Source organism: Rhodococcus sp. NPDC055024 (genome assembly GCF_053608585.1).
This window is the reverse complement of the sequence record NZ_JBSGVT010000014.1, coordinates 123,065-147,982: the sequence shown is the minus strand read 5'-3', so window position 1 is coordinate 147,982 and position 24,918 is coordinate 123,065. Positions and strand designations below refer to the sequence as shown.

Annotated in this window: 22 protein-coding genes and 1 pseudogene; 6 read left to right on the top strand and 17 right to left on the bottom strand. The window is 64.9% G+C overall.

Annotated elements, in window-relative coordinates:
* Positions 1 to 109 precede the first annotated feature (109 nt).
* Positions 110 to 760, top strand: coding sequence for an amino acid-binding protein (locus ACWF6P_RS25815; protein WP_452622979.1), 651 nt, complete (start codon positions 110 to 112; stop codon positions 758 to 760).
* Positions 761 to 773: 13 nt separating this feature from the next.
* Here the strand turns inward: ACWF6P_RS25815 and ACWF6P_RS25810 are convergent, their stop codons facing one another.
* The 9 genes from ACWF6P_RS25810 to ACWF6P_RS25770 all read right to left on the bottom strand — a co-directional run bounded on the left by ACWF6P_RS25810 (position 774) and on the right by ACWF6P_RS25770 (position 10,550).
* Positions 774 to 1,262 (bottom strand): GNAT family N-acetyltransferase, encoded by a 489-nt coding sequence (locus ACWF6P_RS25810; protein WP_230812805.1) that lies wholly within the window; start codon positions 1,260 to 1,262, stop codon positions 774 to 776.
* A 47-nt stretch (positions 1,263 to 1,309) separates the two neighbouring features.
* Complete coding sequence (gene ligA / locus ACWF6P_RS25805) at positions 1,310 to 3,391, bottom strand: NAD-dependent DNA ligase LigA (protein WP_452622995.1); 2,082 nt, start codon at positions 3,389 to 3,391, stop codon at positions 1,310 to 1,312.
* A gap of 69 nt (positions 3,392 to 3,460) precedes the next feature.
* Positions 3,461 to 4,483: a methionine synthase gene (locus tag ACWF6P_RS25800; protein WP_452622978.1), complete on the bottom strand. Its 1,023-nt coding sequence runs from the start codon at positions 4,481 to 4,483 to the stop codon at positions 3,461 to 3,463.
* Positions 4,480 to 5,592: a tRNA 2-thiouridine(34) synthase MnmA gene (gene mnmA / locus ACWF6P_RS25795; RefSeq protein WP_378449125.1), complete on the bottom strand. Its 1,113-nt coding sequence runs from the start codon at positions 5,590 to 5,592 to the stop codon at positions 4,480 to 4,482. Before mnmA ends, ACWF6P_RS25800 begins: the two co-directional genes overlap by 4 nt.
* A complete protein-coding gene (locus ACWF6P_RS25790) occupies positions 5,592 to 6,821 on the bottom strand; it encodes a cysteine desulfurase family protein (protein WP_378449126.1) in 1,230 nt (409 codons plus the stop codon). The genes mnmA and ACWF6P_RS25790 overlap by 1 nt, the downstream gene beginning before the upstream one ends.
* Before the next feature lie 52 nt (positions 6,822 to 6,873).
* Positions 6,874 to 7,773 carry a lysophospholipid acyltransferase family protein gene (locus tag ACWF6P_RS25785; protein ID WP_452622977.1) on the bottom strand — a complete coding sequence of 300 codons (900 nt, stop codon included), beginning with the start codon at positions 7,771 to 7,773 and terminating at the stop codon, positions 6,874 to 6,876.
* Entirely contained in the window at positions 7,773 to 8,609 is an 837-nt protein-coding gene (locus tag ACWF6P_RS25780; protein WP_452622976.1) for a GNAT family N-acetyltransferase, read from the bottom strand. Before ACWF6P_RS25780 ends, ACWF6P_RS25785 begins: the two co-directional genes overlap by 1 nt.
* Positions 8,610 to 8,744: 135 nt before the next feature.
* On the bottom strand, positions 8,745 to 9,701 hold the full coding sequence (locus ACWF6P_RS25775) for an electron transfer flavoprotein subunit alpha/FixB family protein (protein WP_003944698.1): 957 nt from the start codon (positions 9,699 to 9,701) through the stop codon (positions 8,745 to 8,747).
* 48 nt (positions 9,702 to 9,749) lie between these two features.
* Complete coding sequence (locus tag ACWF6P_RS25770) at positions 9,750 to 10,550, bottom strand: electron transfer flavoprotein subunit beta/FixA family protein (RefSeq protein ID WP_003944754.1); 801 nt, start codon at positions 10,548 to 10,550, stop codon at positions 9,750 to 9,752.
* Between the two features lie 271 nt (positions 10,551 to 10,821).
* Here ACWF6P_RS25770 and ACWF6P_RS25765 point away from each other — a divergent pair, with 271 nt between their 5' ends.
* The 3 genes from ACWF6P_RS25765 to ACWF6P_RS25755 are packed head-to-tail and all read left to right on the top strand — an operon-like array spanning position 10,822 to position 14,443.
* The gene (locus tag ACWF6P_RS25765; protein ID WP_452622975.1) at positions 10,822 to 11,646 is read left to right on the top strand and encodes a class I SAM-dependent methyltransferase; all 825 of its coding nucleotides are present in this window, start codon (positions 10,822 to 10,824) and stop codon (positions 11,644 to 11,646) included.
* A 29-nt stretch (positions 11,647 to 11,675) separates the two neighbouring features.
* Positions 11,676 to 13,202: a 1,4-alpha-glucan branching protein domain-containing protein gene (locus ACWF6P_RS25760; RefSeq protein WP_452622994.1), complete on the top strand. Its 1,527-nt coding sequence runs from the start codon at positions 11,676 to 11,678 to the stop codon at positions 13,200 to 13,202.
* The gene (locus ACWF6P_RS25755; protein ID WP_283303686.1) at positions 13,199 to 14,443 is read left to right on the top strand and encodes a glycosyltransferase family 4 protein; all 1,245 of its coding nucleotides are present in this window, start codon (positions 13,199 to 13,201) and stop codon (positions 14,441 to 14,443) included. The genes ACWF6P_RS25760 and ACWF6P_RS25755 overlap by 4 nt, the downstream gene beginning before the upstream one ends.
* 2 nt (positions 14,444 to 14,445) lie before the next feature.
* On the opposite strand, the gene ACWF6P_RS25750 is transcribed toward ACWF6P_RS25755, so the two are convergent.
* On the bottom strand, positions 14,446 to 15,081 hold the full coding sequence (locus ACWF6P_RS25750) for a maleylpyruvate isomerase family mycothiol-dependent enzyme (protein WP_283303685.1): 636 nt from the start codon (positions 15,079 to 15,081) through the stop codon (positions 14,446 to 14,448).
* A 97-nt stretch (positions 15,082 to 15,178) separates the two neighbouring features.
* Positions 15,179 to 15,943: an acyltransferase gene (locus ACWF6P_RS25745; RefSeq protein ID WP_283303684.1), complete on the bottom strand. Its 765-nt coding sequence runs from the start codon at positions 15,941 to 15,943 to the stop codon at positions 15,179 to 15,181.
* 137 nt (positions 15,944 to 16,080) lie between these two features.
* Between ACWF6P_RS25745 and ACWF6P_RS25740 the strand changes: the two genes are divergently transcribed.
* Positions 16,081 to 17,388, top strand: coding sequence for an outer membrane protein assembly factor BamB family protein (locus ACWF6P_RS25740; protein WP_378533877.1), 1,308 nt, complete (start codon positions 16,081 to 16,083; stop codon positions 17,386 to 17,388).
* Position 17,389: 1 nt separating this feature from the next.
* On the opposite strand, the gene ACWF6P_RS25735 is transcribed toward ACWF6P_RS25740, so the two are convergent.
* Genes ACWF6P_RS25735 through ACWF6P_RS25715 form a run of 5 tightly spaced genes read right to left on the bottom strand, consistent with a single transcriptional unit; the run spans position 17,390 to position 22,105 of the window.
* Positions 17,390 to 18,547 (bottom strand): THUMP-like domain-containing protein, encoded by a 1,158-nt coding sequence (locus ACWF6P_RS25735; protein WP_452622974.1) that lies wholly within the window; start codon positions 18,545 to 18,547, stop codon positions 17,390 to 17,392.
* A gap of 1 nt (position 18,548) precedes the next feature.
* Positions 18,549 to 19,565 (bottom strand): class I SAM-dependent methyltransferase, encoded by a 1,017-nt coding sequence (locus ACWF6P_RS25730; protein WP_003944733.1) that lies wholly within the window; start codon positions 19,563 to 19,565, stop codon positions 18,549 to 18,551.
* A 53-nt stretch (positions 19,566 to 19,618) separates the two neighbouring features.
* Positions 19,619 to 20,398, bottom strand: a complete 780-nt coding sequence (locus tag ACWF6P_RS25725) for an enoyl-CoA hydratase/isomerase family protein (RefSeq protein ID WP_452622973.1) — start codon at positions 20,396 to 20,398, stop codon at positions 19,619 to 19,621.
* 10 nt (positions 20,399 to 20,408) lie between these two features.
* Positions 20,409 to 21,227 carry an NUDIX hydrolase gene (locus tag ACWF6P_RS25720; RefSeq protein ID WP_452622972.1) on the bottom strand — a complete coding sequence of 273 codons (819 nt, stop codon included), beginning with the start codon at positions 21,225 to 21,227 and terminating at the stop codon, positions 20,409 to 20,411.
* 56 nt (positions 21,228 to 21,283) lie between these two features.
* Positions 21,284 to 22,105 carry an ABC transporter ATP-binding protein gene (locus ACWF6P_RS25715; protein WP_003944728.1) on the bottom strand — a complete coding sequence of 274 codons (822 nt, stop codon included), beginning with the start codon at positions 22,103 to 22,105 and terminating at the stop codon, positions 21,284 to 21,286.
* 51 nt (positions 22,106 to 22,156) lie between these two features.
* On the opposite strand from ACWF6P_RS25715, the pseudogene glgX reads away from it, so the two are divergent.
* Positions 22,157 to 24,199, top strand: a pseudogene (gene glgX, locus ACWF6P_RS25710) (glycogen debranching protein GlgX); the annotation flags it as partial.
* On the opposite strand, the gene yczE reads toward glgX, so the two are convergent.
* A complete protein-coding gene (yczE, locus tag ACWF6P_RS25705; protein ID WP_378648718.1) occupies positions 24,112 to 24,906 on the bottom strand; it encodes a membrane protein YczE in 795 nt (264 codons plus the stop codon). The pseudogene glgX and the gene yczE sit on opposite strands and share 88 nt — an antisense overlap.
* Between the last annotated feature and the right edge of the window lie 12 nt (positions 24,907 to 24,918).

Genomic DNA, 24,918 nt, shown 5'->3' with positions numbered 1-24,918 from the left:
GGTGTGACCCCGCCGCGGCACCCACCACCGCAGGTTGGGCAAGTGCAAAGATGAGTAAGGCCCGGGTCGACGTGACCCGGGCGAGATCCGATCAGCGAAAGGCACGCACGTGTCGTACCTGCTTCGCGTCCAACTGCCCGACCGACCAGGCAGCCTCGGCGCACTCGCCGTGGCTCTCGGTTCCGTCGGCGCAGACATCCTCTCTCTCGACGTCGTGGAACGGGGCGACGGATTTGCCATCGACGACCTCGTCGTCGACGTCGAACCCGGCGCACTGCCCGACACTTTGATCACCGCTGCCGAGCATCTGCCCGACGTGCTGGTCGATTCGATCCGCCCGTACGCCGGGATTCTCGATACTCACCGCGAACTCGAGCTGATCGACTCCGTCGCCGCCGCCAGAAACGATCGACTACAGGTTCTCGTCGACGGCGCGCCGCGGGTGCTCCGAGTCGGATGGTGTGTCATCGCGGACTTGGGCAAGCGCGGGGCGTACCGCGTCGTCGGAAGCGCAGGCGCTCCGGAAACCCATGCCACCGACGTTCCGTGGATGCCGCTGGACAAGCCCACTGCCCTCGACGGCGAGGCGGACTGGGTTCCGGACGTATGGCGCGACATGAACACCAGCCTCGCTGCCGCACCTCTCGGTTCCGGCAATCGAGTCCTCATGCTCGGCCGCCCCGGTGGACCCGAATTCCGACCCTCGGAGATAGCTCGCCTGGGCTACCTCGCAGGAATCGTCGCGACGGTGCTGGGTTAACCGGCCTGGGTAATCAAGCCAGACCGCGAACCATGACGGTCAGTTCCATGCCGCGAATGGGCTCCCACGCGCGCTCGGGATCCGGGACAAAACCGTTGCGGTCGTAGATACGACGCGCATCGACCATCTCGGGCTGCGTCGAGATGACCACCGAGTGATCGCCGCGATCGTATGCGTCGGCGATCACTGCGCGAACCAATGCGGTTCCGGCGCCCGATCCCCGAGCCTGCGGCGATACCGCAAGCATGCGGAACTCGAGTTCGCCCTTCTGCGCGACGTCGGCGAAGGGCGTACCGGGCTCGGCAATCGTCAACGAACCCACGACCTGATCGCCGAGAACGGCAACCAGCACCCGCCCCTGCTCCACCCGAGTTGCGGTGTCGCGCAGGCGCTCCGCGTACGGGGATCCGTCGGCGACAAATCCGCCGCCCACGTACGACTGCACAGTCAGCTCGCCGACGGTCTCGAACTCAGCCGGCAGAACTTCACGAATCTCGATCATGGCGTCACTATGGCACCCCACACGTCAATCTCAGAAATCGGACAGAGTCACTCTGCTGCGTCCAATTCGGTGGGAGCGACTGCATCAGGGCCATCTTCGAGCAACCGCCGGAAGCCGTCCTCGTCGAGCACCGGCACACCCAATTCGACTGCCTTGTCGTGCTTGGAACCGGGCGCTTCACCAACGACGACGAAGGCTGTCTTCTTCGACACCGAACCTGCCGCCTTGCCCCCGCGCACCAGAATCGCTTCCTTCGCCTGATCTCGCGAGTACGTCTCGAGCGAACCGGTGACGACGATCGAGAGACCCTCGAGATTGCGCGGAATCGAATCGTCTCGTTCGTCCTCCATGCGTACTCCGGCCGAAGCCCACTTGTCGACGATCTGCTGGTGCCAGTCGACGGAGAACCACTCCACGACCGCCGCCGCGATCGTGGATCCGACGCCGTCCACTGCAGCCAACTCGTCGACCGACGCTTCCCGAATGCGCTGCAACGAACCGAATTCGCCGGCCAACGCCCTGGCGGCAGTAGGGCCGACGTGCCGAATCGACAGTGCCACAAGCACTCTCCAGAGCGGCTTGTCCTTGGCCGAATTGAGATTGGCCAGCAAGCGTTTTCCGTTGGCGGACAGTGCTCCCGCATTGGTACGGAAGATCGGAACGTCGATCAGTTTCTCGGCGTCGAGGGAGAAGAGATCACCCTCGTCGCCGATGACCTTCGCTTCCAGCAGACCGGTCGCGGCCTCGTATCCGAGCACCTCAATGTCGAATGCCCCGCGACCGGCAACGTGGAACACGCGCTCGCGCAACTGCGCCGGGCAGTACTGCTGATTGGGGCATCGCACGTCGACGTCGCCCTCTTTTGCCGGTGCCAACAACGTGCCGCACTCGGGGCAGTGCGTCGGCATGACGAACTCGCGCTCGGTACCGTCGCGCACGTCTGCCACGGGCCCGAGGACCTCGGGGATAACGTCTCCGGCCTTACGCAACACCACGGTGTCGCCGATCAGCACACCCTTGCGCTTGACCTCGGATCCGTTGTGCAGCGTGGCCAAGGACACAGTGGAACCCGCCACCGTGACGGGTTCCATGTGCGCGAACGGCGTCACGCGTCCGGTGCGCCCGACGCTGACCCGGATGTCGAGGAGCTTGGTCGTAACCTCTTCCGGCGGGTACTTGTACGCGATCGCCCACCGCGGTGCGCGAGACGTGGTGCCCAGACGTCGATGCAACGACATCTCGTCGACCTTGACCACCAGGCCGTCGATCTCGTGCTCGACGTCGTGGCGATGTTCTCCCCAGTACTTCATCTTCTCGACCACGGCGTCGGCGCCGACCACCCGCGAGGTGTGCGTGGACACCGGCAGACCCCAGGCGGCGAGGGCCACGTAGGCGTCGTACTGCGAAGCCGGATCGAAACCTTCCATGCGTCCGAACCCGTGGCAGATCATGCCGAGGCGACGACGCGCGGTGACGGCCGGATTCTTCTGACGCAGGGAGCCCGCCGCGGAGTTGCGCGGATTGGCGAACGGCGCTTTGCCCTCCTCCACCAGCGAGGCATTGAGTGCCGCGAAGTCCTCGAGGCGGAAGAACACCTCACCGCGCACCTCGAGCAGGCTCGGAATCGGGTACTCGTCCGTGGCGGTGAGCCGCTCCGGTATGTCGTTGATCGTCAGGGCGTTGAGTGTGACCAGCTCGCCGGTGCGACCGTCGCCGCGGGTAGCGGCGCGCACGAGTTTGCCGTTCTCGTAGACAAGGTTGAGCGCGACACCGTCGATCTTCACTTCGCACAGATAGTGCAGTTCGGGCCCGGTTTCCTGCTCTACCTTGGCGATCCATCCACGCAGCTCGGACTCGTCGAAGACGTTGTCGAGGCTGAGCATCCGCTCGAGGTGATCGACGGAGGTGAAGTCCGTCGCGAATCCGCCGCCGACCAGTTGCGTCGGAGAGTCGGCAGTCCGCAGATCCGGATACTGCTCTTCGAGAGCATTGAGCTGCCCGAGCAATGTGTCGAATGCACCGTCCGAAATGACGGGCGCATCACGAACGTAGTAGCGGAACTGATGCTGGCGTACCTCTTCGGCCAGCTCCGTCCACTGCTCGCGCGCCTCGTTGGGCGCTGGCTGCATTGCATCCGCGGTTTCAGTCACAGCTAGAAGATTATCGGGTCACACCGACACACCACATGACTCCACGCATCAGAACGCCGACGGATCGTCCACCAATGCCTTGCCGACGTCTGTGCTCAGCCGAAGAGCGGCACGAGCCCACTCCAGGCTCGCACCCGCAAGACCACAACGCGGAGTGACCGCGACCTGGTTCTGCAGGAGTTCACGCGAGAATCCGAGACGATCGATCAGCGTGACGGCGGGAATCGCGCACTCTTTCCACGTCACCGGCTTTTCCGGCTCCACGGACGGAACCAGACCGAGCGCCAATTCCTTGCCGGCGTCGAACAACTGGCCGATACCGTCGAGATCGCGTGAGCCGATGAGCGACATGTCGAAGCTCACGCCGAACGCCTGACTTCGCCTCAATAGATCCCACGGCATGTCGGCGCCGCAGCTGTGGACGATCGTGGGCAGCCCGCAACCGCTGATCGTCGAGTCGAGAACGGCGAGCGCCTCGGGTTCGGGCAGTGCCGGAACGCTCTCCATCTTGGTGCGCCCTGGCAGCGAACCGGCCAGTACGGCCGCGATCTGGGGCTCGTCCAACTGGATCACCACTGCGGCGCCGGTCCGGCGAGTGACCTCGGCCGCATGACGCGCGAGACCCTCACCGAGTGATTCGGCGATGTCGCGGAGCGCCCCGCGGTCGACGAGAACTCGTGAGCCGTTCGCGACCTCGATCTCGGCGCCGAGCGTCAACGGGCCGGCAGCTTGAAGCTTGATCACGTGCTCTCCGCCGACCAAGCGAGCCGACTCCCAAGCTTCCTCGAGAGCGTCGAGATCCTGATTCAGGAAGTCCTCGGCCCGCTTCGCGACGTTGCCCCGGCGAGGCACGACGCGATAGGCACGTGTCGAGGCGTCGAGGTTGATGTCGACCAAAATGGCCCCTGCCCGGCCGACCATGTCTGCGCCGAGACCGCGGCCCGGCAGCTCCACCAGATGTGGGAAACCGCCAAGCTCGCCGAGGATGGTTGCTGCACTTTCGCGGGCATCCGTGCCCGGCCAGGATCCGATTCCGGTGACGAGACCACCGATGGAAACCTGCTGCGTCACAGTGTGTTCGGCTCGGATTCGGTGCCCGAGATGGTGCCACTGCCGAGAACCTGGTCGCCCAGTTCGCTGTCGGGGCGATACAACACGACAGCTTGACCCTTTGCGACGCCGGTCAGTGGTTCGCGCAACGAAATCGAGATACCGCCGCTCGAAGTACCGTCATCGACGGCCTCCGCGACGGCCTGTGCCAGTCCGCCGTGCGCACGAACCTGCACCATGCATTCGACGGGGCCTTCCGGCGCCTGGCCCGAAGTCCAGATCGCACGCTGCGCCGAGATGGCCCAGACGTCGAGGTTCTTGGCCGAACCCACTCGGACCGTTCCGGTTTCGGGCTCGATCGCGGTCACGTACCGCGGGCGGCCATCACCCGCCGGACCTTCGACGCCGAGACCCTTGCGCTGTCCGATCGTGAAGCCGTGGACGCCGTCGTGCGCGGCGAGGACTTCACCGGAATCGGCGTCGACAACGCTTCCGGGACGAACGCCGATGCGCGCACCCAGGAATGCTCGTGTGTCACCGGTCGGGATGAAGCAGATGTCGTGGCTGTCAGGCTTGTTCGCCACAGCCAGGCCGCGCTCGGCCGCTTCCTCGCGGATCTGTTCCTTCGGGGTGTCACCGATCGGGAACATCGCGCGTGAAAGCTGCTCTGCCGTCAGCACACCGAGGACGTACGACTGATCCTTGTCCGCGTCGACCGCCCGGCGCAGGACGCCGTCTTCGAGGCGTGCGTAGTGACCGGTCGCCACGGCGTCGAAGCCGAGAGCGACCGCGCGATCGGCGAGTGCGGTGAACTTGATCTTCTCGTTGCAGCGCAGGCAGGGGTTGGGGGTCTCACCTGCCGCGTACGACGCCACGAAGTCGTCGATCACGTCTTCCTTGAAGCGATCGGCGAAATCCCAGACGTAGAAGGGTATTCCGAGGACGTCGGCGGCGCGCCTCGCGTCGCCGGCATCTTCCTTCGAGCAGCAACCCCGCGAACCCGTACGCAATGCGCCCGGCGCCGTGGACAGCGCAAGATGAACGCCGACGACGTCATGTCCGGCGGCAACAGCGCGGGCGGCGGCGACAGCGGAGTCGACACCTCCGCTCATGGCTGCGAGTACTCGCATCAGCGATCCCCTCCACGCGAACCGGCACCGGCAAGACCGGCGGCCCGAGCGCGCTCTACTACTTGCGGAAGGGCTGCGAGCAGCGCATCCACATCGGTGACACTCGACGTATGTCCGAGCGAAAATCTCAGTGAGCCACGCGCTACGGGCGATTCGACGCCCATCGCGATCAACACGTGGCTGGCCCGGGCCACACCGGCAGTGCAGGCCGAACCGGTGGAACATTCGATACCGGCTGCGTCGAGGAGCATCAGCAACGAATCGCCCTCGCAGCCGGGAAAGGTGAAGTGCGCGTTACCGGGAAGCCGATCGGAACCGGTCGGGCCGTTGAGCACCGACTCGGGAAGGATCTCCAGGACTCCCTCGATCAAACGGTCACGCAGCTGCGCCAATTCCCTTGTGCTGGAATCGAAGTTCTCGACGTTTGCGCGCAGCGCCGCAGCCATTCCGACAACTCCCGCAGTATCCGGAGTGCCCGAACGCAGATCACGTTCGTGCCCACCGCCGTGAAGGAGCGGCACACAGGGAACCTGGCGTCCGAGCAAGAGTGCACCGACGCCGTGCGGACCACCGAATTTATGTGCGGCGATGCTCAGCGCGGACAACTTGCTCGCCGCGAAGTCGACGGGCAACTGAGCAACGGCCTGGACCGCGTCGCTGTGCATCGGAATCTCGAACTCGGCCGAGACCTCCGCCAACTCCACGATCGGCATGATCGAGCCGACCTCGTTGTTGGCCCACATCACCGTCACCAGTGCTACTTCGTCGGCGTGGACGGACAGTTCGTCGCGCAACGTCTGCGGATCGACCACACCGTTCTCGTCGACCGGCAACCACGTCACGCGCGCGCCCTCGTGCTGCTCGAGCCACTCGACGGCGTCGAGCACAGCATGATGCTCGACGGAGCTGGCCAGAATGCGAGTGCGTCGTGGATCGGCGTCACGGCGAGCCCAGTAGATGCCCTTGACCGCGAGGTTGTCGCTCTCGGTTCCCCCGGAGGTGAAGATGACCTCCGACGGCCGCGCGCCCAGGCTGGCGGCGATCGATTCGCGCGATTCCTCGACGCGGCGCCGGGCCGCACGGCCGGAGCCGTGCAGCGAGGACGCGTTGCCCACGGTTTTGAAGGTATCGGTCATCGCCTCGATAGCGGCTGCCGACATCGGAGTCGTGGCGGCATGATCGAGGTACACCGGAAATCCGGCGTGGGCACTGTGTGCAGGCAGAGTCATGGCTTGACAAGGATAGCCCAGCACGAGAGCTCGCCCAGCCTCGCTCAGCAGGCTAAGCAGTCATCGCCGGGGAGGGATCGATTTGTCCCACGGCTTGTGTCACGAGTTCCGGTGCGGGGTCGAAGATGTCGTGAGCTGCCAGATCGATGCTGTCGACGCCGCGTACGGCTCTCTCGCATCGCTGCGCGAGATCGGCTCGGCACTCCCCTGCCTCCTCGAGCGGAGCCAGCCTGACCTTCACCTCGACGTTCTTCTGACGCAGGATCCGGCGGATGGACTGACCGATCGTTTCGGTGCCGACAAAGCACGGTCCGGTGCACAGGGAACCGTCGGCGTTCTCGTATCGGATCGCCATCGGCTGAACCGGGCATTCGGCGTCGACGGCAGCTTGGAACATCGCCGGGCGGAAACCGCCGTACGCTCGGCCGCACCAGGTCGTCCCCTCGGGAAAAACCATCACGCGGACACCGCGCTGCAGGCGTTCGCGCACGACGTCGACGGTTCCGGGGAGGTCCCGCAGTCGTGCTCGATCGATGGGTACGACGCGCATCCGCCGCGCGAGACCGCCGAGCACTGCCCAGTCGAGCAGGTCGGCGCGGGCGACGAAGTTGGCCGGAGCAACGGCGCTCGCGACCAGTACATCGGTCCACGAGACGTGACCGGCGACAACCATCACGCCTGCCGGTTCGGCGCGCCCCAACCGTTGATCGTCGACCGTGAGCTTGATCCCCAGACAGCGCAGCAACGCCCGCGAGTATCCGCGTTGCATCTCAGTGCGCCAGGTGCGCGGGAGCAGCCAGCCGGCCGACAACACCGGCGCAGTCACCAGGGCGGCACCGACCATGACCCCGCGGGCAATCACGGTGATACTCGACACACCGGGTGCGTCCGCGGGTAGACACCCGTCGCCGCAGGGGCTCGTCGGTACCCAGTACGGCGCCGCCGCGGTCATCAGCCGATCCCCGACTCGTGTGCGGCGGCCGCCGATCGCAGCCGTTCGAGATAACGCTTGTTTGCGGAGTGAAGGCCTTGCAGCGCAACAAAATCAGCCACGCCGAACTCGGGATCGTGAGCAGGCTCCCCGCAAATTGTCGCGCCCATCCGTAGGTAGCCGCGGAGCAACGGCGGCATCGTGAGGCGTTCCGGTGCGGCAATCTCGTCGAGCGTCCGGCCGCCGAGGACCACCGGGTTTCGAGGTGTCACCCGTCGCGAAACCGGGCTGGCGTGCTTGTTCATCACGAAGTCACGCACGCCGCGGACATCTGCGCCGGCGATGGCATCGGGGCGCGGCAGGATGGGCACGGAGACGCAACCCATCACCCACTCGTATCCGGTCAGTTCGAGGTAGTGCAGGATGCCCGACCACATCAGGCTCAGGACGGATCCGGTGCGGTGAGCGGGATCGACGCACGCGCGACCCATCTCGACGATCCTGTTCGCCACCGGGTCGAGCGCGGAGATGTCGAATTCCGTTGCGGTGTAATACCCACCGGCCGCCGCAGCGGAATCCGGCGGCAGCATTCGGTAGCAGCCGACGTACTCCCCGGTGATGTTGTCACGAACGAGAAGATGATCACAGAATTCGTCGAAGGCGTCGGCGTCGAGTTCGAACACCCCGGCCGTTGCCGGGAGGGAGAAGCCAGGCTCGGAGGCGAACACTCGGTATCGAAGACGCTGCGCAGCGACGCGATGCTCGCGGTCGGAGGAGACGATCAGGGAATATCTCGGCTGGGCGACCTCACGGCCGAGATTGTCACTCGCGGAGCGAAGGACTGACGTAATTGTCATGCGCAAGGTTTATCGAGCGCGAACGGCATCCCGGTATCGACGAAGTGACATACCGATGCAGGCCGGGTGAATAAAGCACTGTGCGCCTTTATCAACCGCGGGGGGTTGATAAAGGCGCACAGCAGATTGTGCTTTTTAGCCCTTGTGGGACTTCACAGCTTCGGTGAGCTGCGGTGCGACGTTGAACAGGTCGCCCACGATGCCGAAGTCGGCGATCTCGAAGATGGGTGCCTCTTCGTCCTTGTTGACCGCGACGATGGTCTTGGACGTCTGCATGCCGGCGCGGTGCTGGATGGCACCGGAAATGCCGAGCGCGATGTACAGCTGCGGGGAGACCGTCTTACCGGTCTGACCGACCTGGAACTGTCCGGGGTAGTAGCCCGAGTCCACAGCGGCACGCGAAGCACCGACTGCAGCGCCGAGGGAATCGGCCAGCTCTTCGACGACGGAGAACTTGTCCGCGCTGCCGACGCCACGTCCACCGGAGACGACAACCGACGCCTCGGTGAGCTCGGGGCGGTCGCCGCCGACGATGGGCTCACGCGAGGTGACCTTGACGGCACTCTCGTCCTGAGCCGGAACCTCGACGGTGATCTGCTCGCCTGCGCCGGCCTGCGGAGCAGCCTCGACGGCACCCGGACGAACCGAGTAGACGGGAACGTCGCCGTTGGCCTTGGCCTCGACGGTGAACGCGCCACCGAAGATGGAGTGGACGCCGGTGCCGTCAGCCTTGATCTCGATGACGTCGGTCAGCAGTCCGGAGCCCAGACGTGCGGCCAGACGACCGGCAACCTCTTTGCCCTCGGTGCCGGCTGCGGTGATGACTGCTGCCGGGCTGGTGGACTCGACCAGAGCGGCGAGAACGTCGACCTTGGGGGTGACGAGGTAGCCGTCGATGTCGTCGGACTCGGCGACGTAGATCTTCTCGGCGCCGGCTGCTGCCAGCGCGTCGGCGAGCTTTGCTGCGGTGCCCGCGGGGCCGGCGACAACTGCCGACGGCTCACCGAGTGCGCGTGCAGCGGTGATGAGTTCGGTGCTGACCTTCTTCAGCGCACCCTCTGCGTGCTCTACGAGCACAAGTACTTCTGCCATGACTTAACTCTCCCTGAGTTCTTCTGCTGGATGTCTAGAAGGGCGCGATCAGATGACCTTGTTGCTGACGAGGTAAGCGGCAATCTTGGTGCCACCGTCTCCCTCGTCGACGATGCGCTCACCAGCGGTACGGGGGGGCTTCGGGGTGGAGGACGTCACGGTGGTGCCGGCGTTGGCAACTCCGACGGTCTCCGGGTCGACTCCGAGGTCGGCCAACGTGTAGACGAGAACTTCCTTCTTCTTCGCGGCCATGATGCCCTTGAAGGACGGGAAGCGCGGCTCATTGATCTTCTCGGTGACCGAGACGATCGCGGGCAGCGAAGCTTCGAGGCCGAAGACGCCCTCGTCGGTCTCGCGCTCACCGGTGATCTTGCCGTCGGCGACGACGACCTTGCGCAGCTGCGTGAGCTGCGGGATGCCCAGGTACTCGGCGATGATGGCCGGCACAGCGCCGACGCGGCCGTCGGTGGCCTCGTTGCCGGCGATGATCAGGTCGGCAGGCTCGTCGTTCTCGAAGGTGATCTGTCCGAGAGCAGCAGCGAGGGTCCATGCGGTCTGGATCGCGTCGGAGCCATGCAGTGCCGGGTCGTTGATGTGGACAGCCTTGTCGGCGCCCATCGACAGAGCCTTGCGGATAGCGTCGGTGGCGCGGTCGGGACCTGCGGACAGCACCGTTACCTCACCGCCCTGAGCTTCCTTGATGAGGAGTGCTTCTTCGACGGAGCGCTCGTTGATCTCGTCGAGGACTGCGTCGGCGGCTTCACGGTCAAGCGTGTAGTCGCCGTCGGTCAGCTTGCGCTCGGACCATGTGTCGGGGACCTGCTTGATCAAAACAACGATATTCGTCATGGGTCTTCGTCGACCTCCTGTGTGTAATTCACCTGATAAATCGTCTGTGGTGCTCGCGCAGTCCGAGCGTCCGAAAAGAGAGTCCGACAGGTCTCCCTACGGGCGGATTTCTCGGTTCACGTCGGCTGTGCGTTAGATTACCCCACGTTAAGTTACCGGTGGGTAACTTAACGTGGAACCTCGTCCACCATAACGGCACGAACAGGAATTGACAGCAGTGATCTGGACCACGGCGAACACGTTCTACTCGGATGGCACTAATCTCGCACGGGTGAGTGAAACGAGTGTCAGCAACCACGAGGACGCACCCCTGCCCCTGACGGGCGAGCGAACGGTGCCAGGAATCCCCGAGGAGAACTACTGGTTCCGACGCCACGAAGTGGTGTACCGCGCACTTCTGGAGCGCTGCACGGACCGCCGAGTCCTCGAAGCCGGATCCGGAGAAGGCTACGGCGCCAACATGATTGCCGACGTCGCAACGAAGGTTACCGGCCTCGATTACGACATCTCCGCGGTCGAACACGTCCGTGCCCGCTACCCACGCGTCGAGATGCTTCACGGCAACCTCGCCGAGCTTCCTCTGGCCGACAACTCCGTTGACGTCGTCGTCAATTTCCAGGTGATCGAGCACCTGTGGGATCAGGGTCAGTTCCTGCGCGAGTGCTTCCGAGTTCTCGCTCCCGGCGGTGAACTTCTGATCAGCACCCCCAACCGGATCACCTTCTCCCCCGGCCGCGACACGCCGCTCAACCCTTTCCACACTCGTGAGCTCAACGCCGCTGAAATGACCGAATTGCTCGAAGACGCCGGATTCCGCGTTCAGTTGATGACCGGTGTGCACCACGGTTCGCGCCTGAAGGAACTCGACGCCAAGCACGGCGGATCGTTCATCAATGCGCAGATCGACCGCGCGCTGGCCGGTGAGCCCTGGCCGGAAGATCTCACCCGCGACGTCGAGGGCATCACCGTCGACGATTTCAGCATCAGCGAACCTGACATCGACGACAGCCTCGACCTCGTCGCTATCGCCGTGAAAGACACCGCTGCGAAAGACACCGCTGTGAAGGAAGCTGCCGTGAAGGAAACCGGCGAGTGAGTAACGCAACACCCGTCACCGAACCGGGGATGTTCGCCCTGGTTCTGCACTCCCATCTGCCGTGGCTCGCCAACCACGGCAGATGGCCAGTCGGCGAGGAATGGATCTACCAGTCCTGGGCTGCGTCGTACATTCCGCTCGCCGCGGCGCTACGACGCCTGGCCGACGAGGGTCGATCGCACTTGCTGACGCTGGGAATCACGCCGGTACTCGCAGCCCAGTTGGACGATCCCCACTGCCTCGCCGGAATGCATCACTGGCTCGGCAACTGGCAGATCCGCGCCCACGAGGCCGCCGGCATGCCGGACGCAGCGCACCGCGAACTCGGAGCGCGCGAACACCGGGCGTCAGCAGCCGCTCTCGAAGATTTCGAGACTCACTGGCAGCACGGTGCCTCGCCGGTATTTCGCGACCTCATCGATCGTGAGGCATTCGAGCTTCTCGGCGGGCCGCTGGCCCATCCGTTCCAACCACTGCTCGATCCCCGCTTGCGAGCCTTCTCCCTCCGCGAAGGTCTCGCCGACGCGCATGCCCGGTGGAACCACACCCCTACCGGGATCTGGGGACCCGAGTGCGGGTACACCCCGGGCATGGAGCGCGGTTACGCCGAAGCCGGTGTCACTCACTTCATGGTCGACGGCCCCGCCCTGCGCGGCGACACGTCCCTCGGCCGACCGGTTCGAGAATCCGACGTCGTCGCTTTCGGCCGCGACCTGCAGGTCAGCTACCGTGTCTGGTCCCCCAAGTCCGGATACCCGGGCCACGCTGCCTACCGCGACTTCCACACCTACGACCACGCGACGGGCCTCAAGCCGTCGCGGGTCACCGGACGGACCGTCGACTCCGCCGACAAGTTGCCGTACGACCCCGAACTCGCCGCGGCCGCCGTCGACAAGCATGTCGCCGACTTCGTCGAAACCGTTCGGGCGCGTCTGCGCAGTGAATCCGCCCGCATCGGCCGCGACGCCCTCGTGGTCGCCGCTTTCGACACCGAACTGTTCGGGCACTGGTGGCACGAAGGTCCGCAGTGGCTCGAGAAGCTCCTGCGCGCGCTCCCCGAAGCCGGAATTCGCGTCGGCACCCTCGCCGACGCCAAGGCATCGGGATACGTCGGCGAACCCGTTCAGCTCGAGGACTCGTCCTGGGGATCGGGTAAGGACTGGCGCGTGTGGGCCGGCGATCAGGTATCCGACCTGGTGCAACTGAACTCCGAAGTGGTGGAGACCGCGCTCGGCACCGTGGACAAGTCTCGCGGACGCGACAACGCACCCGGACGACCGGAACTGCGAAACCGCGTCAACGATCAGGTACTTCGCGAGACACTGATGACAGTTTCGAGCGATTGGGCATTCATGGTGAGCAAGGATTCGGCCGCGGGGTACGCCCGCGAACGTGCGCACAAGCACGCCCATGCGACCAGGGAAATCTCCGAAGCGCTGGTATCCGGCCGCGATGCCGTCGCCGTGGGACTCGCCGAAGGCTGGAATCGCGCCGACGGGTTGTTCCCGGGACTGGATGCTCGCCGTCTACCTGAAACAGAACTGAGTCCGTCGTGAAAATTCTCATCGTCTCGTGGGAGTACCCACCGGTCGTCGTCGGCGGGCTCGGTCGACACGTCCACCATCTCGCCACCGAATTGGCAGCCGCGGGCCATGAGGTCGTGGTGCTCTCACGCCGCCCGTCCGGCACCGATTCATCGACCCACCCGACAGTCACGCACATTTCCGAGGGCGTTCTCGTCGTCGCGGTGGCCGAGGACCCGGCGCACTTCGTCTTCGGTGAGGACATGCTCGCGTGGACCCTGGCCATGGGCCATGCGATGGTCCGTGCCGGGATGGCGCTGCACAAGCCGGGCGTCGGCGAAGGTTGGCAACCGGATGTGGTGCACGCGCACGACTGGTTGGTTGCACATCCGGCGATCGCCCTGGCCGAATTCTACGACGTACCACTGGTTTCCACGCTTCACGCCACCGAAGCCGGTCGGCACAGCGGCTGGATCTCCGGCCGAATCAACCGTCAGGTCCACTCCGTCGAATGGTGGCTTGCAAACGAATCCGACTCTCTCATAACCTGTTCGGCGTCAATGCAGGAAGAAGTGACCGAGCTCTACGGCCCGACGCTTCCACCGATCACCGTCATCCGCAACGGAATCGACGTGACCACGTGGAACTTTCGCGAACGAGGACCGCGTTCCGGACCGCCGAAACTCCTCTTCGTCGGCCGCCTGGAATACGAGAAGGGCGTGCAGGACGCCATCGCAGCACTCCCCCGAATCCGTCGTAGCCACCCTGGCACGACCCTCGCGATCGCAGGCGAAGGTACCCAGTTCACCTGGCTCTACCAACAGGCACGCACGCATCGCGTCGCGCGGGCCGTCGACTTTCTCGGCAACCTCGATCACACCGAACTGCTCAGCTGGCTGCACGGCGCGGATGCCATCGTCCTGCCGTCACGCTACGAGCCGTTCGGGATCATCGCACTCGAAGCGGCGGCAGCCGGCACTCCGCTGATCACGTCCACCGCAGGCGGACTGGGCGAGGCCGTCGTCGACGGCGTGACAGGCATGTCTTTCCAACCGGGCGACATCGCCGGACTCACCTCGGCAGTTCGCGAGGTTCTCGACGATCCCGCCGGGGCACAGGAGCGGGCCGTGGCCGCCCGGGCACGCCTGACGTCGGACTTCGACTGGCATCAGGTCGCCGAGGAGACTGCGCACGTCTACGCGGGCGCAAAGCGTCGGGTGCGGCAGCCCCTGGCCCGTCCGCAGATACCCGAGCGTCCGCTACCTGGGCGCTGACCTCAAGGGGTCGGGAGCGGCGCGGTGAAGCGAGAACTCGCATCCCCGAGCAGATGGCCTGGCGGCAGCATCCGACCGCACAGCACCAGCAGCAGATCCTGCGCCGCTCCGTGGACCTCGGCGCCCGCACCGTATTCCCAGTCCCGGTCGTCGGCGCGCAGACGCGCGCCGTCGAGGTCCGTCCCGAAATACTTCACTGTTTTGGGTGAGAGGCCGCCGAGGACGCGGCTGAGCCGGTCTTCCGGCACCACGTAATCGTCGCCGAGTGCCACGCGAATGTCCTGACCGTGGATCACGTCGTGCGAAAGCGCGCCCTCGAAGCCGCCGCCCGGCGGCTTCCACGGGTGTGCAACGTTGTCACGAAGCGAGGCGAGCAGTTGTTGCTCACCAACTTCCGACGCGTCGGCGAGCGCTCGCCGATTCGACATCTTGTTGAAATTTCCGCGTGACTTGACCATTTCCACGACGAATCGCGGCGCCGAGTATCGGTACGGCATGGTGATGTGCGCGATCACTTCGCGGACGCGCCACCCGTCGCACAGGGTCGGCGCGTTCCACTGCTCTGCGCTCAGGCCTTCGAGAAATCCCACCAGTTCGCGGCGCTGCGCCACGACCCATTCGGGTGTCTGTTCGCTCATGTCGGCACTCCTTTCACCGGCGCAGACTTTCGGCGCCGATACCGATACAGACCGGTGGCGGCGCCGAAAGTAATCGCGGGATCTGTCGAAAAGTGGCTTACGACGTCGACGACGCGTCGGCAGCGTCTGCGGCAGCCTTCTTGCGCGCGATGTCCTCGAGCGCGGCGACGTACTTCGCGCGATCGGCAGCGCCGGCTTCCCAATCGGACTTGCGGTTCTTGACCGCCTTCGCGGGCGAGCCGACGGCGATGCTGTAGTCCGGGATGTCTCCCTTGACGACGGCGTGCGCCCCGAGGACACAACCACGTCCGACGCGGGTGTTCCGCAGCACGGTGACCTTGGCGGCAACCCAGGTGTCCGGGCCGATACGGACGGGGCCCTTGACGATGCCCTGGTCCTTGATCGGTGTGTTGATGTCGTCCATGCGGTGGTCGAAGTCGCAGATGTAGCACCAGTCGGCTACGAGCGTCGAAGCACCGATTTCGATGTCGAGGTAGGTGTTGACGACGTTGTCCTTGCCGAAGACGACCTTGTCGCCGATGCGCAGCGAGCCTTCGTGGCACCGGATCGCATTGCCGTCACCGATGTGCACCCAGCGCCCGATCTCGAGGCGAGACAGGTCGGGGGTGGAATGGATTTCGACGTTCTTGCCGAGGAACACCATGCCGCGCAGGATCACGTGCGGGTTGGCCATCTTGAACTTGGCGAGACGGTAGTACCGCACCAGGTACCAGGGTGTGTACGCCTTGTTCGCCAGAACCCATTTGAGGGAATCGACCGTCAAGAACTTGGCCTGATCGCTGTCGCCTCGGCGTGATCCCCGCCATCGAGTGCGCAACGGTGCGCCCCACATGCTCGTCATGAGTGTTCAGCCTACGTGGGGCCGACTCACCGACCCTCGGGGTGTGCCCCGTCACGTTGCCCCGGTCGGGATAGTCTCTGGTCCGGGCTTGTGCAGTTGTCGAAGGCTCTTGACGAAGTGAAGGCAGGGAGATTGTGATGCGGCGGGTCCTACGGTCGTCCGTGATGGTGTCGACGGCGATCGCTGCGGTCCTGATCGCCGGTTGCGGCAGCGACGACGGCCGGGTGGACCGGTACGCGTCGGCGGGTTGGCCGGCCATGCATGCCGACGCACGCAACAGCGACACGAGTCCGGTCACCGGATCACGCGATATCGAGTTCGCGTGGTCACGGCCCCTCGGCGGTCCTGTTGCCGCCTACGCCTCGGTCGCCGCGAACGGTCAGAGCTTCGTCACCGCCCGCACCGAGAACGGCTGCAATCTCTTTTCGTTCCAGATGGATTCGGGTCGCAAGAAGTGGTGCGCTCGACTCAACGACGGAGTAGTCGCCTCGACGCCCATCGTCGACACGGCCACCAATGTCTACGTCGGCGAGAGCGGCGCGATGATGTCGTTCACTGAGACCGGCCAAGTACGTTGGCGCACTCTTGTTGTCGGCACCCCGCTCTCGTCGCAGTTCACCGGCGACGGGAACCTGCTCTTCATCACGCAACTGGGCCAGATCAACGTGCTCGATCCGCAGACCGGCGCAAAGGTTCTTCCGTCGTTCGACCTGATCCCGCCGCCGACGATCGACCAGGGCGCGAATGCAGAACTCATTCCCGACAACAAGGGTTTGAACGAGTGCTTCCTCGGCACGTCCGGTTGCCCGGTGGCCAATACGCCGGCAGTCGACCTGGGCACCGGCAAGTTCTACTTCACCTTCTACGGACCCAGTTCGCAGGCAGCCGATCTGGTCGCCATGAAGTACACGGGCGGCAACAACCCGTCCATCACCCGTGAGTGGTCCACCGACGCGCTTCCCGGTGGGACTGCGTCGAGCCCGGACCTGTCGAAGGACGGCAAGACCGTGTACGCCACCGACAACAACGGATCACTCTGGGCGGTGGACGCCGAAACCGGTGACCCGCGGTGGAGTTACGACATCGGCTTCAACTCGGCGGGCAGCGCCTCGACGTCCGACGACGGCCTGATCATCCCCGCCGGCGGCGACAAGGGGCATCTCCTTGCCGTGCGCGACGAGGGGGATCACGCCGAACTGGTCTGGGAGCGTAAAGACCTTCTGCAGCTGGGTGTTCCGGCACAGACCGCCGGAAACACCGGATACACCGTCGTGCGCGAGGGCGAGAACGGACTGAGCCTGATCACCTTCGACACCGAAACCGGCGAGACGGTGGATCAGGACACGTTGCCGGGCGCGGTCGGCTTCACCGTCGGCACCTCCATCGGACCCAAGGGCGAAGTGTTGACGCCCAGCGCAATCGGTGAGCTGTTCGTCTTCAAGTGATCTAGCGGGATGCCTCACAGATGAAGGCCGACGCCGATCGTCCGATCCGAACGATCACGACGCTCAGCGCGAGCGAGCCTTTCAGCTTGAGCCGCGGACGCAGCACTGCCGGATCGACGTCGACTCCCCGCACCAAGATTTCGGCGACACCGCAGTCCCGCTTGGCCAGCGTCTGCTTGAGCAGTTTCTCCGAGTACTTGATCTGCTCGAGGATCCGGAATCCGCGAACGCCCTCAGGGACACTGTCACCGGTCAGATAAGCGATCCGCGGATCCAGTTGCCACAGGCCGTGTCTGGCCGCGTAGTGGCGCACGAGGCCCGCGCGCACTACCGCCCCGTCCGGGTCGACGATCCACTCCCCCGGTGCCTGCTCCGGGATGACGTCGTCCTCGGCGTCGGTGATCGCCCAACCGGTCCCGTCGGAGCGAAGCACCGACGCTCGACGCGTGACGCCGGACTCGGCCAGTCCCGTCGACCACAGGCAGGCTTCCTTGACGCCGCCGTCGAGCGAGACGACCTCGACTTCGCCTGCCCAACCGAGGTTGTCGAAATCGAGTCCGGGAGCGCACTTCACGGCGAGATCTCGCCCGGAGTACGCCTCGATGAGGTCTGGTAACGGCGGCATCAGCGCTGCGGGATCATGAGTGCGGCGACCGCCCGATCGCCTTGCGGGATCTGCCAGTACGACGGTTTCGCGGCTCGTCGGGCGGAGAGCGTCGGCGCGCAACAATGCTGCACTCGGCACATTGCGCTGCGCCATCGCCAGCCGAACGGAATCGATGTCGCTGCCGATCACGCGATGCGCAACGCCGGTCAATGCGTGCAGTTCGGCGCCGATGGAGCACGTCACGTCATGGACGTCGCGCCCGATCAGACGCTGCGCCCGGTGGGCCGCGACAACGCCAGGAGTGGCTTGTTGCATCGCGTCGTCCGTGAACAACCACTGCTCACTGCCCGGCAGTTTCGCGGCCGCCTTACGCCGTAGTAGGACGGTGTCCACGAGCGCGGGCATGTGATCACCGAAACGCGTACGCGCCCGGCCGATGTCGGCCAGACGCGTACGCGTGGACAGTTCGAGCTGATCCACCTCGGCCAAGGCCGCTACGCCAGAATCACTTCCGAGATAGTCGACGTCGCCGAGGGTGAAGTCATAGCCCAATTCAGTTGCCGGGCTTCACGCCGGTGATCATGACGTTGTAGAAGAATCCGCGAGGAACGACGTGGCGGAGTACCTTCTCGTCGACCCAGCTGAGCGTCTTCCAACCACCGAAAGCGAAACGCCCCCAGCCCCAACCGAGCTTCTCCGGCGGAACAGCCGCCTCGAAGGTGCGGACAGGCCAGCCGAGAAGAGCCGCGGCGAACTCCTCGGTGGCAGCGTGGACCTGATCGGCGCCGGCGGACTTCGCCATGTTCTCGAGGTCCGTGGGATCGAACGTGTGGATGTCGACGACAGCTTCGAGAGCTGCTGCGCGGGAGGACTCGTCGAGCTCTTCCTGCGGGCGACGCCAGTCTGCGAGGAACGGCAGCTTGGTCACGCGTGTGGTTGCTTCCCACGTCGCGCGGCCGAGCCAGCGAGCGTAGAAGTTGCCGACAGTGGTGGGCTCACCGGCGAAGACGAAACGTCCGCCGGGCTTGAGGACACGAAGGACCTCACGCAGCGACTTCTCGACGTCCGGAATGTGGTGCAGCACGGCGTGGCCGACAACCAGGTCGAAGGTGTTGTCCTCGTACGGAATGGTCTCGGCGTCGGCGACACGGCCGTCGACCGGCAGGCCGAGGCTCTCGGCATTGCGCAGCGCGACCTTGACCATGCCGGGCGAGAGGTCGGTGACCGAGCCGGTTTTGGCGACTCCACCCTGCATCAGGTTGAGGAGGAAGAATCCGGTGCCGCAACCCAGTTCGAGGGCGCGCTCGTACGGGAGCGGCTGGTCGCCCGCGACGGCGTCGAAACGACCACGTGCGTAGTCGATGCAGCGCTCGTCGTACGAGATGGACCACTTGTCGTCGTAAGTTTCGGCTTCCCAGTCGTGGTAGAGCACCTGGGCGAGCTTGGTGTCCTTACGAGCGGCCTCGACCTCTTCGGCCGTGGCGTGCGGCCGCGGCGCGGGGTCGACTACCGAGGTGTCGGTAGCGGCGGGCGGCGTGACGGTTGCGTCGTCATTCGGGCTGGCTGTCATGGCGGCTATCCTACTCGCTGGTAAGAGATGAACAAGTTCTAGTTTAGGGGAGCCTACTCGCCCGTGAACTCGGCCTTGCCCGGACCGTTGGCGATGAACGACTCCATGCCGATCGTCTGATCCTTGGTCGCGAACAATCCGGCGAACAGATGCTGCTCGATCTTGAGGCCGGATTCCAGGTCGGTGTTCAGACCCTCGTCGATGGCCGCCTTGGCAGCAGCCAACGCACGCGACGCACCTCCGACGAACTGCGAGGCCCACGTGCGGGCTGCGGTGTACACGTCGTCAGGAGCGACGACCTGGTCGACCAACCCGATGGCCAACGCCTCGTCAGCGCCGACAAAACGGCCGGTGAAGACCAGATCCTTGGCCTTGGCCGGCCCGATCAGGCGGGCCAGGCGCTGCGTTCCGCCGCCACCGGGAATGATTCCGAGCAGAATCTCCGGAACTCCGAGCTTGGCGTTGTCTCCGACGATCCGGCGATCGGCCGAGAGTGCAACTTCGAGTCCGCCACCGAGTGCGTATCCGGTGATCGCGGCAACGGTCGGCTTCGGGATGGACGCCACGGCGCCGAGCCCGGCCTGCATGCCACCGATCGCGTCGCGGATCTGGCCGTAGTCCATCTCGGCCATTTCCTTGACGTCGGCGCCGGCAGCAAAGACCTTCTCCCCGCCGTAGACGATGACGGCCTTGACCGCCTTGTCGACGGTCGCAGCGTGTGCGGCAGCTGCCAACTCGTCCTGAACCTGACGGTTCAGCGCGTTCATGGGCGGGCGCGCCAGACGGATGGTGCCGATGCCTTCGGAAACTTCGAGAGTCACAAATTCAGCCATGATCGAGAATCTACTTTGCCGCCTTGATCGACCACGGATGCGGTCCGGCGGTGTAGTAGCCGTCCTGGTTCGGGAATTCCACGCGCAGGGTTTCCTCGTCGGTGATCAGCGTAGGCAGGATGACGGGGATCTCCGGCTCGGCTGCGAGTATCTCCGCCACCGAGCTGAACTTGGCCAATTCGGTCAGCTGACTCCATGTCGGCGGCAACAGGATGCTGCCACCCTCACGCCAATGCGCAAGAGCGTCCTGCGGGCTCTGCCAACGAACCTCGGCGGCCTCGGAGGTGACTCCGTCCGCAATCTGTCCGGTCGGTGACGCTGCGACGAAGAAGCGTGTGTCGTAGCGGCGGGTCTCGCCCACCGGCGTGATCCAGTTCGCCCACGGCCGCAGCAGATCCGTTCGCAGGACCAGGTTCTCCTTTTTCAGGAAATCACTGAACGACAACTCGTGCTTTTCGAGAGCAACCCGGTCCTGCGCGTAGCCGGCCGTGTCGGCCACGACGGTGCCTGCGGTCGGTCCGGCGAGCAGGACGCCGCACTCCTCGAACGTTTCCCGAACCGCAGCCAAGACGAGGGCCTTCGCCCGAGCCACATCCGTGCTGAACCGCTCGGCCCACCACTCGACCGACGGGCCGGCCCACTCGACCTCGGCCGTCGCGTCGGACTTGTCGACGCCGCCGCCGGGGAAGACCGTCATGCCCCCGGCAAACGCCATCCCCTGTACTCGTTGAAGCAGGAAGATCTCGATACCGGATTCGGCATCGCGCACCAAGATGACGGTCGACGCATCCTTGGGGCCGGGGACAGCGTTTGCATTCTCGTTAGCCATGCTTCGCGAACCTACGCGATCTGTGATCTGGGCCGCATTTCAGGTCCCACTGAAGCTCACGCGCGATGAGCTCCGGACGGCCTCGCGCGGCGGGCGAAGTACCGGCCGTCCGCCTTGTCGAGACTGATGGACTGGCTGAATGCCGCGCTCAGATTTTCGGCAGTGATGACGTCGTCCAGAAGCCCCTGGGAGACGACCTCACCTTCCTTGAGAAGGAGTGCGTGAGTGAATCCCGGCGGGATTTCCTCGACGTGATGGGTGATCAGAACGGTTGCCGGGGCATCCGGATCGGCAGCCAGTTCGGCGAGCCTGGCCACAAGTTCCTCACGGCCACCGAGATCGAGGCCGGCTGCCGGCTCGTCCAGAAGAAGAAGTTCAGGATCGGTCATCAGGGCTCGCGCGATGAGGACGCGCTTGCGCTCGCCTTCGGAAAGCGTCCCGTACGTACGATCCGCCAGGTGCTCGGCGCCGAGGCTTTCGAGCATCTCGACAGCACGCGAGGTGTCCATGGATTCGTACTCCTCGCGCCACCGACCGAGAACGGCGTAGCCCGCCGACACGACGAGGTCGCTCACCTTCTCGTCGCCGGGAACCCGGTTTGCCAGCGACGACGAGGACAATCCGATTCGCGGGCGCAACTCGTTGACGTCGACCTTGCCGAGAACTTCACCGAGGAGGTGGGCGGAACCACTGGTCGGGAAGGTCTCGCCGGCCGCGATGCGCAGCAGCGACGTCTTGCCGGCGCCGTTGGGTCCGAGCACCACCCATCGCTCGTCGAGCTCCACTTTCCAGGTGACGGGACCCACGAGAGTGGACCCTCCCCGGCGGATGAGTACGTTGTCGAAATCGATGAGCAGATCTGGATCAGGTAGCGGCACCCGAACATCTTCCCGCACATTCTCCGGCCGTTCACGGCAGGATCATCTTGCGTGTCGCCTCTCATCGAAACTCACACCCCGACGCCCGGGTCTCCGTTCCCCCTCGGCGCCCACATCGTGGACTCCGGAACCCAGTTCGCGGTCCACGCCCCGGCCGCGTCGAGCGTCCACATCTGCCTGATCGACCAGGCCGGAAACGAAGATCGCGTCGAACTTCGGCAACACACGTACGGAATCTGGCATGGAATCATCGCCGGGATCGGTGCGGGGCAGCGATACGGAATTCGGGCGAGCGGTCCGTGGAATCCGCGCGCCGGGCTGAGACTGAATCCACACAAGCTGCTCGTCGATCCGTGGGCGCGCCGCATCGAGGGGGAACTCGGTGATCACCGTGCCCTGCTGTCGTACGCCGACGATCCCTTCGGCGACCCGTCGACGCTCGACTCGCTCGGCCACGTGCCACTGTCCGTGGTGACTCCAGGCCTCGTGCCCGCCGCCGCCCGCCTCGAGACGCCGTGGGAGGAAAGCGTGATCTACGAGCTGCATGTGGGCTCGTACACCGCCACGCATCCAGGAGTTCCCGCTGCCCACCGCGGAACGTACCTCGGTCTGACCGCGCCGGCTGTGATCGATCACCTCGTCGCACTCGGCGTCACCGCCGTGGAACTGCTTCCCGTGCAGGCGTTTCTGACCGAACACAGCGTCCGCGAGCGAGGGATGCGCAACCACTGGGGTTACTCGACGGCGTCGTACTTCGCCCCGCATCCCGGATACGCGGCAACGCCGGGCAGCGAAGTCACCGAGTTCCGGATCATGGTCGACGCACTTCACGCGGCAGGCATCGAGGTCATCCTCGACGTCGTCTACAACCACACCTGCGAGCAGAGCGTCGACGGAATCAGTGTCAGCTGGCGAGGTTTGGACGGCCCCGGCTACTACCTTCTCGACACAGACGGCCGCGACATCGATCTGACCGGGTGCGGCAACACGGTCGACGCCTGCTCCCCCATCGCCGTCCGCATGATCACCGACAGCCTCCGTTACTGGGCCACCGAAATGGGTGTCGACGGCTTCCGATTCGATCTCGCGAGCGCGTTGGGTCGGCCGCGCGGCGGCGGCTTCGACCAGCGCGCGTCAATCCTGTCGGCTATCTCCTCCGATCCGGTACTGACTCGGTGCAAGCTCATCGCCGAACCCTGGGATGCGACTGCCGACGGATACCAGGTCGGAAACTTCGGACTCCAGTGGTCCGAATGGAACGACAAGTACCGCAGCACCATTCGCCAGTTCTGGAACGGCGGCTCCAGCGTCCGGAAGGTCGCGTCGCGCCTCGCCGGTTCCGAGGACATCTTTGCCGGCAGCGGCCGTCGCCCCTGGGCATCGATCAACTTCGTCACCGCGCACGACGGGTTCACGGCCGCCGATCTAGTGACATACGACCATAAGCACAACGAGGCCAACGGTGAAGACAATCGCGACGGCGCCGATCACAACGATTCGTTCAACCACGGAATCGAAGGTCCGAGCACCGATCCCGAAATTCAGGACGCCAGGGCGCGCCACGTACGGGCGCTGCTCGCCACGCTTGTGCTGTCGACTGGTACACCGATGCTCACCGCCGGTGACGAGTTCGGCCACAGCCTGGGCGGGAACAACAACGCGTACTGTGTTCCCGCTCTTGCCTCCCCTGCACAGTCGTGGGCACTGGACTGGACGAGCGCCGATCAGTCGTTGGTGCGATTCGTCTCCCGAGCTCTCGGACTACGCCGAGCGGCACCGGCGTTGCGTCAGCCCGAATTCTTCGAAGGCAGAAGAAGACTGGAACACCCGGACCTCGTCTGGTTCGACGCTGCCGGCATCGAGTTCGACGACACCGCGTGGTACGACGAGGCTCACCGAACCCTGCAGGCCTGGATCGATGGCGCCGACGTTCGGTCCCACACGCGGACCGGGCGCCCTCTCGGTGACGACAGTTGGCTCCTGATCCTGCATTCCGGCGGACCGACTCAAGTCACCGTCGGAACTCCGGAATGGTTCGACGGCACCTTGACTGCATCGTTCGATTCGGCGTCACCCACCGGAGAGCCTGCCTCGACCGCGGAAGTTTCCGTCGGCACCGAAATTTCGTTGACCGGACCCACGGTCTTGGCCTTACGTTCGGTGGCACGTCCGCCGGTCACCGCTGCTGTCATGGAATCCGGTAGCACCTTGATCAGGAATTGAATGGTCGGTCCGATTCCGAAGGCGTACAACACGGTTCCGACGCCAACGGTTCCACCGAGAAGCCATCCGGTAGCGAGGACCGCGATTTCGATGCTGGTACGCACGAGCCTGACCGACAGGCCGGTGCGAGCGACCAGTCCGGTCATCAATCCGTCGCGAGGACCCGGCCCCATGCCGGCGCCGATGTAGAGAACGCTGGCCAGTCCGTTGAGGAGAATTCCCCCGACCATGATGGCAGCGCGAACTGGCATGGAATCGAAGACCGGCAAGAAGGCCAGTGAAGTATCCACCGATATGGCAATCACCACGACATTGGCGACCGTGCCGAATCCTGGGCGCTGACGGATCGGAATCCAGAGCAGCAGTACCACCGCACCGGTGATTGCAGTGATCACGCCGAAGCTGAGCGAAACGTGCTCGGCCACACCCTGATGAAACACATCCCACGGATCGAGGCCGAGCCCCGCTGTGATCATCATGGCCATCGAGAACCCGTACAACCACAGACCGACGAACAGCGAGGCAAATCTCCGTATCAACACTCGACCATCCTGAAGGCCACTGGACTGTTCATCCATAGCCAAGTTGCC